At 59.9% G+C, this 12,676-nt stretch carries 14 protein-coding genes; 13 read left to right on the top strand and 1 reads right to left on the bottom strand.

What is annotated here, in order from left to right:
- Positions 1–22: 22 nt before the first annotated feature.
- The 5 genes from ACYQ6M_RS03595 to mscL all read left to right on the top strand — a co-directional run bounded on the left by ACYQ6M_RS03595 (position 23) and on the right by mscL (position 5,810).
- Positions 23–1,579, top strand: a complete 1,557-nt coding sequence (locus tag ACYQ6M_RS03595; protein WP_460072171.1) for a tetratricopeptide repeat-containing sulfotransferase family protein — start codon at positions 23–25, stop codon at positions 1,577–1,579.
- 140 nt (positions 1,580–1,719) lie between these two features.
- Positions 1,720–3,279 carry a tetratricopeptide repeat-containing sulfotransferase family protein gene (locus ACYQ6M_RS03590; RefSeq protein WP_460072169.1) on the top strand — a complete coding sequence of 520 codons (1,560 nt, stop codon included), beginning with the start codon at positions 1,720–1,722 and terminating at the stop codon, positions 3,277–3,279.
- An 82-nt stretch (positions 3,280–3,361) separates the two neighbouring features.
- Positions 3,362–4,465: an endonuclease/exonuclease/phosphatase family protein gene (locus tag ACYQ6M_RS03585; RefSeq protein WP_460072167.1), complete on the top strand. Its 1,104-nt coding sequence runs from the start codon at positions 3,362–3,364 to the stop codon at positions 4,463–4,465.
- Positions 4,466–4,594: 129 nt separating this feature from the next.
- Positions 4,595–5,173 carry a thymidine kinase gene (locus tag ACYQ6M_RS03580; protein WP_022998058.1) on the top strand — a complete coding sequence of 193 codons (579 nt, stop codon included), beginning with the start codon at positions 4,595–4,597 and terminating at the stop codon, positions 5,171–5,173.
- A gap of 193 nt (positions 5,174–5,366) precedes the next feature.
- A complete protein-coding gene (gene mscL / locus ACYQ6M_RS03575) occupies positions 5,367–5,810 on the top strand; it encodes a large conductance mechanosensitive channel protein MscL (RefSeq protein ID WP_152505791.1) in 444 nt (147 codons plus the stop codon).
- A gap of 29 nt (positions 5,811–5,839) precedes the next feature.
- On the opposite strand, the gene ACYQ6M_RS03570 is transcribed toward mscL, so the two are convergent.
- On the bottom strand, positions 5,840–6,793 hold the full coding sequence (locus ACYQ6M_RS03570) for an AraC-like ligand-binding domain-containing protein (protein WP_460072165.1): 954 nt from the start codon (positions 6,791–6,793) through the stop codon (positions 5,840–5,842).
- Between the two features lie 124 nt (positions 6,794–6,917).
- On the opposite strand from ACYQ6M_RS03570, the gene ACYQ6M_RS03565 reads away from it, so the two are divergent.
- The 8 genes from ACYQ6M_RS03565 to ACYQ6M_RS03530 all read left to right on the top strand — a co-directional run bounded on the left by ACYQ6M_RS03565 (position 6,918) and on the right by ACYQ6M_RS03530 (position 12,664).
- Positions 6,918–7,943: a carbon-nitrogen hydrolase family protein gene (locus ACYQ6M_RS03565; protein WP_460072162.1), complete on the top strand. Its 1,026-nt coding sequence runs from the start codon at positions 6,918–6,920 to the stop codon at positions 7,941–7,943.
- Between the two features lie 167 nt (positions 7,944–8,110).
- Positions 8,111–8,482 (top strand): winged helix-turn-helix domain-containing protein, encoded by a 372-nt coding sequence (locus ACYQ6M_RS03560; protein ID WP_460072160.1) that lies wholly within the window; start codon positions 8,111–8,113, stop codon positions 8,480–8,482.
- 71 nt (positions 8,483–8,553) lie between these two features.
- On the top strand, positions 8,554–9,345 hold the full coding sequence (gene modA, locus ACYQ6M_RS03555; RefSeq protein ID WP_460072158.1) for a molybdate ABC transporter substrate-binding protein: 792 nt from the start codon (positions 8,554–8,556) through the stop codon (positions 9,343–9,345).
- A gap of 185 nt (positions 9,346–9,530) precedes the next feature.
- Positions 9,531–9,821 (top strand): HlyU family transcriptional regulator, encoded by a 291-nt coding sequence (locus ACYQ6M_RS03550; RefSeq protein ID WP_460072156.1) that lies wholly within the window; start codon positions 9,531–9,533, stop codon positions 9,819–9,821.
- A gap of 102 nt (positions 9,822–9,923) precedes the next feature.
- Positions 9,924–10,496, top strand: a complete 573-nt coding sequence (pgsA, locus tag ACYQ6M_RS03545; protein ID WP_022998065.1) for a CDP-diacylglycerol--glycerol-3-phosphate 3-phosphatidyltransferase — start codon at positions 9,924–9,926, stop codon at positions 10,494–10,496.
- A 43-nt stretch (positions 10,497–10,539) separates the two neighbouring features.
- Positions 10,540–10,791, top strand: a complete 252-nt coding sequence (gene moaD / locus ACYQ6M_RS03540) for a molybdopterin converting factor subunit 1 (RefSeq protein ID WP_022998066.1) — start codon at positions 10,540–10,542, stop codon at positions 10,789–10,791.
- Positions 10,792–10,794: 3 nt separating this feature from the next.
- Positions 10,795–11,256 (top strand): molybdenum cofactor biosynthesis protein MoaE, encoded by a 462-nt coding sequence (locus tag ACYQ6M_RS03535; RefSeq protein ID WP_022998067.1) that lies wholly within the window; start codon positions 10,795–10,797, stop codon positions 11,254–11,256.
- Positions 11,257–11,440: 184 nt separating this feature from the next.
- The gene (locus ACYQ6M_RS03530; protein WP_228866656.1) at positions 11,441–12,664 is read left to right on the top strand and encodes a multidrug effflux MFS transporter; all 1,224 of its coding nucleotides are present in this window, start codon (positions 11,441–11,443) and stop codon (positions 12,662–12,664) included.
- Positions 12,665–12,676 lie beyond the last annotated feature (12 nt).

The following is a 12,676-nucleotide window of genomic DNA, read 5'->3' as shown; positions in this document are numbered from 1 at the left end:
CCAAAGCCAAGGAATTCTGAGAGTGTCAAACCCGTTGGAAGCCGCGCTTCGGTGCATCGACGCAAAGGATTACGGCATGGCGCTGGAGATCCTGACCGATCTCAATGCAGCCAATCCGCGCGATCCGCAGGTCAATCACTGGCTTGGTGTCATCTATCTGACCCACGGTCACGCATCCCGGGCAATCGAACATCTACAAGCTGCCGCGAAGGTCGCGAAGAAGGAAGCCGTCATCTTCGCTACACTTGCGGATGCCCTCACCCTCGACAACCGTTTCGAGGAGGCCCTGCCATATGCGCGCAAGGCAGTCGCCCTTGACGCCAAGTCCGAATTCGCCCACCGCACCCTGGGCGAGATCTACGCAAGGCTGCGGCGGCCCGTCATGGCCGAACATGCATTTCAAAACGCACTTGCCATCAACGAAGCATCGGCGATCGCGCATCTGGCGCTCTCGCGGCTGAAAGTCTCGCTCGGCAAGATGGACGAAGCCGAAACCCATTTCCGGCGCGCACTGGAACTGGCTCCCGAGGAACCCTCGGTTCTCATCAGTGCAAGGGACCTCTCCGACCTTTCACTGAAGAAAGAGGCGCTGGAAAAGATCGAGACCCTGCTGAACGATGAGGACCGGCCGATGGCGAAGGTCGAGCGGGCAAGGCTTGCCTTCACAGCCGGCAAGATCTGCGACGACACCGGCGACCCACCCAAGGCCTTTCACTATCTCGGGCAGCATCGAAACGACCTTTACGGCCACTATGATGCCGACCGGCAGGAACGCCATGTCAAAACCTGCCGGGAAGTCTTCTCGAAACAGTTTTTCGAAGACCGCAAGGATTTTGCCCTCACCAGCGACAGACCCGTCTTTGTCTTCGGCATGCCGCGATCAGGCACCTCGCTGGTCGAGGCCATCCTGTCCGCTCATCCCAAGGCGACCGCCGCAGGTGAATTGAGTTTCTTTGACGAACAGATTGATGGCCTGACGGACGGCCACACCGGTGACAACGCCTTCTTCGACGCCGCCCTGGCCCTCGACCGCAAGAGCGCCCAGCGCATCGGCCGCAAGTACCTGACCCTGCTCGACGGTTTCAGCAAGAAAAGTGCCCGCGTGATCGACAAGATGCCGCAGAATTTCGAGCACCTCTGGCTGATCGCCCTCCTGTTCCCCAATGCACATTTCTGCCATGTCAGCCGCAACCCGGCCGATACCTGCGTCTCCATCTACATGACGCCCCTGCCCGGCGAGCACGGGTACTGTGAAAGCCAGCAATCGCTCGCCCATTATTATGGCCAGTACAGAAAGCTGATGGCGCACTGGAGCACGGTGTTGCCGGTTGAGATCCGCAATCAGTCCTACGAGACCCTTGTGAGCGATCCGGATACGGAGCGCCCCGCACTGATTAGTCACGCCGGGTTGGCATGGGACGATGCCTGCCGCCATCACGAAAGCAATGAGGCGCAGGTCTTCACCTTCTCCATGGCCCAGGTCAGGCAACCCATTCATACTGGGGCTGTGAACCGTTTCGAAAAGTACCGGGATCACATTGGCCCGCTGCTCGAAGGACTTGCAGGGATCGAAACCTGACACCGGAGGGTTGCATCTTCAGGCCGGTTTATCACAAGCTGTAGCGACAAACCGGCACCCGGCGCGTCTTCCGCGCCTCTTTTGGAAACGGGTGTGTTCGCGAGACCAGCCGCTTGTGCGGTGCAGACCACCGGACAAAGATGCACCCAGATCCGACCGAACAAGCTTTTGCTCTTCTTCAAGCAGGACAATTCGACCGCGCTCAGGCGCTTCTGGAGGCAGTGCTCCAGAACGATCCGCGCAATGCTCGTGCACGGTATGGCCTGGGCATCGCCTGCCTCTCCTTCGGCCGGACCGCGCAGGCGATCCCGCATCTGGAAGAGGCCGCAAAAGGCGCGAAAAAGGAAGCAGTGGTTCACACCACACTCGCAAGCGCGCTCAACATCGAGAGGCGCAGCGAAGACGCACTGCCTCATGCGCGAAAGGGGGCGTCACTCGCCCCGAGGTCTGAATACGCGCAACGCGTCCTCGGTGAAGTCTACGCCGATCTCCGGCGCTCCGGACTTGCCCGGCAGGCCTTCGAGCAGGCTCTGAAGGCCGATCCGCAGTCGCCACGTGCTCATCTGGGCCTCTTCGAACTGGAAATGACGCTCGGCAATCGGGACCTTGCTGAAAACCATATTCGCATCGCTTTCACAGAGGCCCCTTCCGACCCCGCAATCCTGACCGCGGCTGCCGAAGCTCAGGACGAAACTCTCAAGGCGAGTGTCCTTGACGGAATTGAACGGCATCTTGCGAACCTGCCACAAGGCGCCGCAACCGCCGAAGTCACCCGTCTTGCGTTCGCCGCAGGCAAGATCTGCGACGCTGCAGGCGACACCGGCAAGGCATTTTCCTTTTTCGACGGATTCCGGACGGGCCTTTACCCCGCCCACGATCCGGGCGTCCAGAAAGCCTTCGTGGAAAGTTGCAAGGGCGTCTTTGACCGGAAGTTTTTCGAACAACGGAAAGACTGGGCGCTTTCAAGTGACAGGCCGGTTTTCGTTTTCGGCATGCCTCGCTCCGGCACGACCCTGGTCGAGCGGATCATCGGCCGGCACCCCGCCGCACGGGCCGCGGGTGAGCTTCAGTTCATCCCCGATCGGATTCAAGGTCTGGCGTCCGGCCGGACACACGGCCCGCAACTCTTTGAGACTGCCCGTCAGATGACACGGCAGGACGCTCAGCGCATTGGCCGCCGCTATCTCTCCCATCTGGAGGATATCGACAAGAGAGCGCACCGTGTAATCGACAAGATGCCTCACAATTACGAAAACCTCTGGCTTCTCGCCCTTCTTTTTCCCAACGCCAGTTTCGTGCATGTGACGCGGAGCGCGGAAGACACCTGTCTTTCGATCTACATGACGCCGCTACCGCCGCATCATTCCTACAATGAGAGCCAGGCTTCACTCGGCCGCTATTTCAATCTCTACCGTGATCTGATGGCCCACTGGTCAGAAGTTCTGCCGGTTGCCTTGAGGCATCAGTCCTATGAAAGCCTTGTCAGCGACAATGAGACGGAAAGTCGGGCCCTGCTCGCCCATACCGGCCTGGACTGGGACGACGATTGTCTGAAGCCCCCTGACGAGACCACCCAGATCTTCACCTTCAGCCGCGAGCAGGCACGCCGACCTGTCTATGGCTCGTCCGTCGGGCGCTGGAAGGCTTATCAAGCGCATATTCAGCCGCTGCTGGCAGCGCTCGAGGCAAAGGCGAACTGACTTTGCGGCAAAACAGGTCGCACCTTCCGCGCAGTCCGTGCTAAGCACAGCCGCCTTCTCATGAAATCGGACCCAGGCTGCCATGTTTCGAAAGCCCCAGGCTAAACCGCGTTCCCTGATCCATAGCGTATTATCCCTGATCGGCTGGTGTGGCAGCCTTGGTGCCATTGCAGTCAGTGTGCTCGGCCTGCTTGCCTTTCTGGCGCCGGACGTCTGGCTTGCGGACAACATGAGCTTCTTCCTGCGACAGTTTCTGGCCGCAGGCCTGGCAGGGTGTCTTGGCGGTGCGGCCGGTTTCCTCGTTCGGCACCGGCTTCGTCTGATGTACCGGTTGACCTGGTTCGTGGCCGTGATCGCCTTTCTCAGCCTGGCCGGGTTCACCGGAGCTCGCACGCTTGCCAACACCAAGCCCCTTGGTCCCGCGGCACCGGGAGATCGTCCGCTCAAGATCGTCTCCATCAACCTTGAACACCTGTTTCTGGGCGACAAGGTCTTGCAGGCCTTTCTGGAAAAGGAGCAGCCTGATGTCGTGGTGTTTCAGGAAGTGCTGTGGTGGCTTCAGGAACGCCGCTGGCAACGCTTGGGGCTGCCGACCGGCGGTGCCGGCGAGAACGGATTTCCCGAATACCTGAAGGTCGGAGACCTGGGGGGCCTGGCGGTCTATTCCCGCTTTCCGCTGACGTCGGAAGAAACCCGTGTCATCTCTGGCGATGTCCCTCCCGGAGCCAATGTCTATTACGATGGCGACAGAGAACTGCTGTCGCTCTCCGTCGACACCGGCTCGGCGCCGCTGCATCTCCTGGTCATTCATCCGGACAGCCCACGTTCGAAGATCCGCTGGGACAACAAGCGCCGCTATTTCGACGAGGCCGATAACGTCATCGATACCTTGAAGGCCGACAACGGCAGCAACATTCTGGCGATCGGCGACTGGAACAGTTCACCCTGGTCTGCCCGGTTCCAGCAGACACTGACACGAAACGGGCTGAAGACGGCCTATCCGGACGGATGGCCGCAGACGACGCGCTTCTTCTTCGACTACAGCCTGCACTGGATCCTCGGTGCGCCTGTCGACCAGTTTGCCGTCTCCAGGGACATCCAGATCGTCGACGTTTCCCTTGGGCCCGATATCGGTTCCGATCATTTGCCGCTGATCGTGGAGATCGCCCAGACGCCGAGAAACTGACTTCGGCAACCTGCGCCCGGCACCTGAAAATTGAGTCATTGGCTGTGACTTCAACCGGAAAGTGTTTGAGGCTCCGGGTGGTTTCCTGAAAACTGCCCGCAACTTCAAGACCGATTCCCAAAGTTCCGCATGGCCAAACTCTATTTCAACTACTCCTCGATGAACGCCGGCAAGTCGACTGTGCTGTTGCAGGCCGCCTATAACTACGAGGAGCGCGGGATGAACACGCTGCTCCTGATCGCCGCGTTCGACGACCGGGGCGGCAAGGGCCGGATCGCATCGCGTATCGGGTTGGGAGCGGATGCCGATGTCTTCAACTCGGCTGACAACGTCTTTGATCACATACTGCGCGCCGACGAAGCGAAAAAGGTCGACGCGGTCTTCGTCGATGAAGCCCAGTTTCTGACGGAAGACCAGGTCTGGCAGCTCGCCCGGGTGGCCGACACGCTGCGCATTCCGGTGATGTGCTTCGGCCTCAGAACGGATTTCCAGGGAAAGCTCTTCCCCGGCAGCGCCGCCTTGCTGGCGCTTGCGGATAATCTGAAGGAAATCAAGACCATCTGCTGGTGCGGACGCAAGGCAACCATGGTTGCCCGCTTGGATGCGGACGGCAAGATCGTCGAGGAAGGCGACCAGGTCGTTATTGGTGGCAATGACAAGTATGTCTCCCTCTGCCGCCGTCACTGGAGCGAGCGGAAGCTGGGCTGATCGCCACTTTCCGTTCGGAACCTTTCAGAACCGCACCTCGGACTGGTCGCGGTGCCCTCACTTTGTGATGGACAAAGCCCCCCAGAGCAGGATTATCGGTTTTTCTGACAAGAAGCCCCGCCGCAGCCCAATTCGTTGAAGGTGCTACCGCGCGCACTCTGGTCAGCGATCCGAAGACTTTTGGGGTATGCATATGATCAAGGAATTTCGCGACTTTATCGCCAAGGGCAACGTCATGGACCTTGCCGTCGGCATCATCATCGGCGCAGCTTTCACCGCCATCGTCACCAGCCTGGTCAATGACCTGATCAACCCGATTATCGGGCTCATCATCGGCGGCATCGACTTCACCTCGATGTATGTCGTTCTGTCCGGGGAGGTTCCTGCCGGCACTGGTCTTGCCGCCGCTCGTGAGAGCGGGGCCGCCGTTTTCGCCTATGGCGCCTTTCTGACGTCCTGCATCAACTTCATGATCATCGCGTTTGTCGTCTTCATGCTTGTGAAGTCGGTCAACCGGATCAAGTCCATGGCTGAAAAGCCGGACAACGTCGAGCCTGAGGTCAAGACCGGCCCGTCGGAAATCGACGTCCTGATCGAAATCCGCGACGAGCTTAAGTCAGCCAAGGCCTCTTCCTGATTTCACCTTCGCGGGACACTTTACCGCGATTACTCTTCCTCGCCCCGGTACTGCCGGGGCGAACGGCCAAAAGCCTTGCGAAACAGTGTCGAGAAATGCTGCAGATTGTTGTACCCGCAGCGCATCGCGATTTCACTGATCGACATCGCTGCAAATCTCGAGTCATGCAGTGCCGCTGCAACGACCTCCAGTCGTTTCTGCCGGATTTCGCCTGCAATCGAAGACCCTTCGCACTGGAAGATCGCGTTGAGACGCCGTACCGACAGTCCGGTGGCCGACGCCACCTGGTTCCGGTCCAACTCCGGATCGTGAATGCGGCGCGCAATGCAGCTGCGTGCCCTGAGCAGGATCTGACGATCGAACGACGAAAGCGCCAGCTCGCTCTTGCGGCTGCCCGCCAGCCCGGTCGCCACAAGGTCCAGAAGTGTTTCCTGAAGTGTTGAGGCAAACACCGGAGAACCGCTGTTCAGGTGAGCTGAAAACGCCAGGATGCTCTCCCGCACAAGACGGCCGATGTCGCTTTGCCCGTCGATCCAGGTTCCGCCGAGCGTCTCGGCAAATGGCAGTCGGGAGAGCAGACTTGCCTTCGAAAACTGCAGGACCGTTTGCGAGAAGGGTTCAGTCAGATCCAGACAATAGGGCTGGGTGCTGTCATAGACCACCATGTCGCCGGGACGCAGCACCGATGTTTTTCCGAATTGGGTCAGACGCGAGGAGTTTGCGGTCTGCAGGCTGACGAGGAAATCGGCTTCCGACGCCGACCGGATGTCGCTGGGACGCCGCACCACCCTGTGGGCTGTCCCGGACACTCTGGAAACGGACAGGGCCGAATGGCGCTCGATATCCAGACTGCCGACGAAACCGGGGCCCTCGCCCGCTTCACAGCCCAGCTGGACATAAGAGTCACAGACTGCTTCCCGCCAATAGGCGAAGCGATCGCGCGGGGCGATGTCCACTGTGCTGTATGAGGCCTGGCCGCTCATATCCGTTTCCGTGTTCGACTGGTCGATTTTCGGCAGTCTGCCCAAAAACGCAAGTTTTTTGGCTCAGGGACAAAAGTAATCTCTTCGTCACTCCGGCAGGCTGGGAGGCCTAGGAGGACATCACATGACCAAGCAATTCAAAGTCGCAGCCGTCCAGGCTGCCCCCTGTTTTCTCGATCTTGATGCCGGCATCGACAAGGCCGTCCGCCTGATCGAGGAAGCTGCATCAGCCGGAGCCAGACTGGTCGCCTTCAGCGAAACCTGGCTGCCCGGTTATCCAAACTACATCTGGCTCGGCCCCGTCGCCTGGCAGATGCAGTTTGCGGGACGCTATTTCGAAAACTCCATCGTCGCCGGGTCGGACCACGAAAAGCGCCTTTCCGACGCCTGCCGGAAAAACAACATCCAGCTCTCCATGGGCTGTTCGGAACGGGACGGCGGCTCGCTCTACATCGCGCAATGGCATTTCGATGAGACCGGCACGGTCGTGAACCGCCGGCGCAAGCTGAAACCCACCCATGTGGAACGCACGGTCTATGGCGAAGGCGACGGCTCTGATCTTGCGGTGGTCGAAACCTCCCTCGGCCGCATTGGCCAGTTGGCCTGCTGGGAACACCTGCAGCCGCTGTCAAAATACGCCATGTATGCCCAGAACGAGCAGATCCATTGTGCCGCCTGGCCCAATCTCCACCTCTACAAGGGCACGGCCTACGCCCTTGGCCACGAAGTCAATAACGCGGCGTCGATGATCTACGCGGTTGAAGGCGGTTGTTTCGTGCTTGCACCCTGCTCGCTGGTCACCAGGGACATCCAGGACGAGCTCTGCCAGGGCGATCCGGAAAAGGAAGCACTATGCCCGCTCGGCGGCGGCTATACCCGCATCTACGCCCCGGACGGACAGGAAATCGGCACTCAGATCGCTCAGGACGAAGAAGGCCTCGTCTTTGCGGACATCGACCTCGGCATGATCGCCTTCGCCAAGGCAGCTGCCGATCCGGCGGGTCATTATGCCAAGCGGGACGCCACCAGACTGTTGCTCAACCGGAAGAAACAGCGCCCCGTTATCGCTTTCGACGATGCCCCCGGCTGGGAAGATGCAAGCGAGCTTGCCACAGCGCGGCAGAGCCCAATGGAAGAGGCTGCTGAATAGACCAAACGAGCCGGTGCGCGGTACCTGCGCACCGGTCCGGAATTGCCCGGGTCTACCGTACGCTGAGCCAATCCGTCGGCGACGACCTCGCCGGCACACTTGGACAAACCCGCGGAACCGAAATTTGCGCCTTGTCCAGGCGTGGCCGGCAAGGTCAATATCGGCGCATGAGAGACGAAGACAGCAGTCCCCGGTTCCGCATCCGCCTCGTGTTCGGCCCGGACGAAATGATGGGCCCCGGCAAGGCCGAGTTGCTGGAACGCATTCAGCGCACCGGATCGATAGCGGCCGCGGGCCGTGAGATGGGCATGAGCTACAAGCGGGCCTGGCAACTAGTGGAAACACTCAATGCCATGTTCCGCTCTCCCCTCGTGGAACGCAGCCGCGGCGGCGCAAAAGGCGGTGGGGCGCAGATTACCGAGACCGGCCTCGCCGTTCTCGAGGAGTATCGCGCGATTGAACTGAAGGCCCGTGCCGCCGGAGACCCGCACATTGAAAAGCTGAAAACCCTGCTGAGCGATATTCCCGAAGAAATATAACGCTTGCCTTTTGGCAACTTCGCCTGCGATATTCCCGAAGAAACATATCGCAATTTTGAGGAACCAGCTGCATGTCCAATTCCAGTGTCTTCGCCTGCTTGCGCTCTCTGGCTGGTGCGGCCTTTCTTGCAGGCCTTGCGGCTCAGCCAACTACTGCGGCAGCAGGGGAAGTCACTGTTTTTGCCGCAGCAAGCCTGGCGGACGCCCTGGAAGAGATCGAACAGCGTTTCGAAGCAGCCACCGGACATGATCTGGTGATATCACTTGCGGGCTCTTCGGCGCTGGCGCGGCAGATCCAGCAGGGAGCACCGGCGGACATTTTCATCTCGGCGAATCCGGACTGGATGGATGTTCTGGAAAAGGACGGGCTGCTGGAGGCTGGCACCCGGTTCGACCTGTTGAACAATTCCCTCGTCCTGATTGCACATGGCCGTGAAGCAAAGCCGCTCGATATTTCGGCGGATCTGAACCTCCCCGAAATCCTGGGCAACAACCGTCTTGCCATGGCTTTGGTCGATGCGGTGCCCGCAGGCATTTACGGCAAGGCAGCCCTGCAAAGCCTCGGGCTGTGGGACGATGCGGAACCTCGTGTAGCGCAGTCGGACAATGTTCGTTCCGCGCTTGCGCTGGTGGCAACGGGTGAAGCGCCCTACGGCATTGTCTATGCCACGGACGCCGTTGCAGAGGACAATGTGACTGTCGTTGGAACCTTTCCGGCAGAAAGCCATCCGCCGATTGTGTATCCGGTGGCGGATCTGGCCAATCGGGACTCACCTGCGGAAGAAGAGTTTCTAGCCTATCTCCAGGGCCCCGACGCGCGCGAAGCCTTCGAACGTCAGGGTTTCGTCGTGCTCGATCGCTAGGTATTCAAGCCAGACAACGCAGGAACCTCAAATCGCCGAACACGTGAGCAGGCCGGACGAGACGCCTCTGCGCCATCACCTTGCGCTGAAGAATGCAAATTCCCGCAAGCTTCTCCGGCCTCTCCCCTTGAAGCCCTTCCCCGCCCCTCGTAAAAGGGGGCAAATGAAACGGATTGAGGCCTCAGATGCTCGGCAAGATGTTCAAATCCCTTTTCGGCTCTTCCGGAGACGGCAACAAAGGCGCCTCGAAGGCAACGACGGTGGACTATGAAGGTTACCTGATCGTCGCTCAGCCCCAGTTGTCGAACGGCCAATGGCAGGTCAGCGGCCGGATTGAAAAGCAGGTTGGCGAGACAACCAAGGTGCATACCTTCATTCGTGCAGACACGCTGCCGGACGAGGAAGCTGCGGCCAACGAGATGATCCGCAAGGCCAAATTGATGATTGACCAGGTTGGCGATAGCATATTCGATTGAGCAAGGACCGGATCTTCACCGGAAATGAATAGTCAGGGCGCTGCCGGGAACCCGTATTCCGGGCCGAAAGCGCCGGGTTCAGCCCGAAATCCGAAAGCCGACATGAAACGAAATATTGTCCTGAGCCTGCCCAATCTCCTCACCTATGGGCGCATTTTGGCGGTTCCTGCGGTTGCGGTCTGTTTTTATTTCGAAGGCAACACAGCCCGCTGGGTTGCGCTTGCGCTGTTCGTTCTGGCAGCGATTACCGATTTCTTCGATGGCTACCTGGCGCGGGCCTGGCAACAGCAGTCCGCGCTCGGGCGCATGCTCGACCCGATTGCCGACAAGCTGCTGGTGTCCGTCAGCCTGCTGATGCTGGCCGGTGACGGAACCATCTACGGCTGGACCATGATCGCGGCAATCATCATCCTGTGCCGGGAAATCCTGGTCTCGGGACTGCGCGAATTTCTGGCCGAACTGCAGGTCAGCGTTCCCGTTACCAAGCTTGCCAAGTGGAAGACCACCGTCCAGTTGATCGCTGTCGCCTTTCTGCTTGCTGGCCCGGCGGGCGACACCGTGTTCGCCTATACGACGCAAACAGGCCTCGTGGCACTTTGGCTCGCCGCCCTGCTTACCCTATATACGGGTTACGATTATTTCCGGGCCGGCATCGGCCATCTGATAACGGAATAGGCGCCTTCATTCCGGCCCTGACCGCACACCACCTGGAGGTTTCATGAACATCCGCTATTTCGCCTGGGTCCGTGAACGGGTCGGCGTCGAAGAGGAAACCATCGAGGTTCCGGCATCGGTTGCGACAGTTGCTGATCTGATCTCGCATCTGAAGACACTCGACGACAATCACGCCGCCGCGTTCGAGGAAGAAGACGCCATTCGCGTCGCACTTGACCAGATGCATGTGGAAACCGACGCTGCGCTTGGCGATGCCCGGGAAGTTGCTTTCTTTCCGCCCATGACAGGCGGCTGAACGATGGCCACAACCCCGCTTGTCCGCGTCCAGGCAGAAGACTTCGACCTGCAGGCCGAAAGCCTTCGTCTTACAGAAGGACGCAAGGACGTCGGTGCGCTGGTGACCTTCACAGGTCTGTGCCGGGATGAAGCCGGAACCCTGGCGGCACTGGAACTGGAACACTACCCTGGCATGGCCGAAGCCGAATTGACCCGGATTGCCGGAGAAGCGGCAGAGCGCTGGCCGCTGACGGGCCTTACCGTGATCCACCGCTTCGGCAAGATTGCACCAGGGCATAACATCGTTCTGGTGATCGCTGCCTCTTCCCACCGACGGGCCGCGTTCGAGGCTGCCGACTTCCTGATGGACTACCTGAAGACCCGCGCCCCCTTCTGGAAGAAGGAACACCCTGCGGAAGGCGGCACCGGAGCCTGGGTGGAAGCGAAAACCGAAGACGACACGGACGCCGCACGCTGGACCTGAGCTGCACAAGCGAATAGTCTGCTATTGATTCAAGGCCGCTCTGCCGCTTCTTTCCCATTCTCAAGCTTTGCGGCTGCCCCGGCAGCCCACCCATTTGAATTGGTCCGACCCCGTGAAACACGACAGTGAACCCTCCGGCACAGCCGCCGCAGAAAAGGGTGCTTCAGGCTCTTCTTCAGAAGTTCTGCGCGAGCCAGGCATTCCCTTTGCCGAGTTTGTTGCCATCATCGCCATGATCATGGCGCTGAATGCCATGGCCATCGACGTCATGCTGCCGGCCCTGCCCGCGATTGGCGATGCACTCAACATCGTTGAGGAGAACAACCGCCAGCTTGTGCTCCTGTCCTATCTGGTGGGTTTTGGCGGCGCGCAGCTCTTCTTCGGCCCGGTAACAGATGCACTGGGGCGGCGCGGCATCCTGGTCGGCGGCCTTGCGCTTTACAGCCTTGCCAGTATCGGCGCCATCTTCGCGATGGATCTCGACACGCTTTTGATCGCGCGCGTCCTTCAGGGCATCGGCTGTGCGGCTGCCCGCGTCACGGCGCTTTCCGTCGTGCGCGATTGCTACACCGGCAGGCGCATGGGCAAGGTCATGTCACTGGTGATGATGGTCTTCATGGCCGTTCCCGTGGTCGCGCCCTCCATCGGCCAGGCCGTTCTCCTGATTGCCGGCTGGCACTGGATCTTCGCGCTTCTGCTCATTTACGGCGTCGCGATGATGATCTGGTCCGCCCTCAGGATGCCGGAAACCCTGGCGGTCGAAAACCGCCGCCCGATGGAAGTCTCCACTATCGTCAGTGCCTATATGACGGCTCTGACCACCCGCGTGAGCCTTGGCTACACCGTCGGCACCGCATTCATTTTCGGCGGCCTGTTCTCGTTCCTGGCCATGTCGCAGCAGATCTTTGTCGACATTTTCGGCCTTGGGACGCTGTTCCCGATCGTCTTCGCTGCCATTGCCATCACCATGGCCGGTGCGTCCTTCACCAACGCGCAGCTGGTGGAAGCCATCGGCATGCGTCGGCTCTCCCATGGAGCTGCAGTCGTCTACACCGCGCTCGGATTTATCGTGTGGCTTCTGGCGTTTCTAGGTTTGGAGAACTTCTGGGCGTTCATGATACTGGCAACGCTGATCATGACCAGCTTCGGCTTCCTGGGTGCTAATTTCAATGCCATGGCCATGGAACCGCTCGGCGCCATCGCCGGAACCGCTTCCTCCGTTATCGGCACCATTTCGACGCTTGGCGGCGCGATCCTGGGGTACATCATGGGGCAGCTTTTTGATGGCACGACCCAACCCCTTGGCCTCGCCTACACAGTCTATGGACTTTGTGCCATCGGCTGCATTCTCTACGCCGAGCGTGGCCGCATGTTCCACGCCATGCACGACAAGCAGTCCCAGGACTGAGAATGAGATGTT

It is taken from the genome of Roseibium sp. ROS1 (genome assembly GCF_054658215.1).
The sequence above is the reverse complement of the archived record's forward strand: the minus strand, read 5'-3'. Positions and strand labels throughout refer to the sequence as shown.

Bases quoted from the DNA above. Each gene is read 5' to 3' on its own strand.
- ACYQ6M_RS03550 (WP_460072156.1), top strand. From the start codon at position 9,531: ATGCTCGGCAAGATGTTCAAATCCCTTTTCGGCTCTTCCGGAGACGGC.
- ACYQ6M_RS03565 (WP_460072162.1), top strand. From the start codon at position 6,918: ATGACCAAGCAATTCAAAGTCGCAGCCGTCCAGGCTGCCCCCTGTTTT.
- ACYQ6M_RS03590 (WP_460072169.1), top strand. From the start codon at position 1,720: ATGCACCCAGATCCGACCGAACAAGCTTTTGCTCTTCTTCAAGCAGGA.
- ACYQ6M_RS03585 (WP_460072167.1), top strand. From the start codon at position 3,362: ATGTTTCGAAAGCCCCAGGCTAAACCGCGTTCCCTGATCCATAGCGTA.
- pgsA (WP_022998065.1), top strand. From the start codon at position 9,924: ATGAAACGAAATATTGTCCTGAGCCTGCCCAATCTCCTCACCTATGGG.
- ACYQ6M_RS03570 (WP_460072165.1), bottom strand. From the start codon at position 6,793: ATGAGCGGCCAGGCCTCATACAGCACAGTGGACATCGCCCCGCGCGAT.
- mscL (WP_152505791.1), top strand. From the start codon at position 5,367: ATGATCAAGGAATTTCGCGACTTTATCGCCAAGGGCAACGTCATGGAC.
- ACYQ6M_RS03560 (WP_460072160.1), top strand. From the start codon at position 8,111: ATGAGAGACGAAGACAGCAGTCCCCGGTTCCGCATCCGCCTCGTGTTC.
- ACYQ6M_RS03580 (WP_022998058.1), top strand. From the start codon at position 4,595: ATGGCCAAACTCTATTTCAACTACTCCTCGATGAACGCCGGCAAGTCG.
- modA (WP_460072158.1), top strand. From the start codon at position 8,554: ATGTCCAATTCCAGTGTCTTCGCCTGCTTGCGCTCTCTGGCTGGTGCG.
- ACYQ6M_RS03535 (WP_022998067.1), top strand. From the start codon at position 10,795: ATGGCCACAACCCCGCTTGTCCGCGTCCAGGCAGAAGACTTCGACCTG.
- moaD (WP_022998066.1), top strand. From the start codon at position 10,540: ATGAACATCCGCTATTTCGCCTGGGTCCGTGAACGGGTCGGCGTCGAA.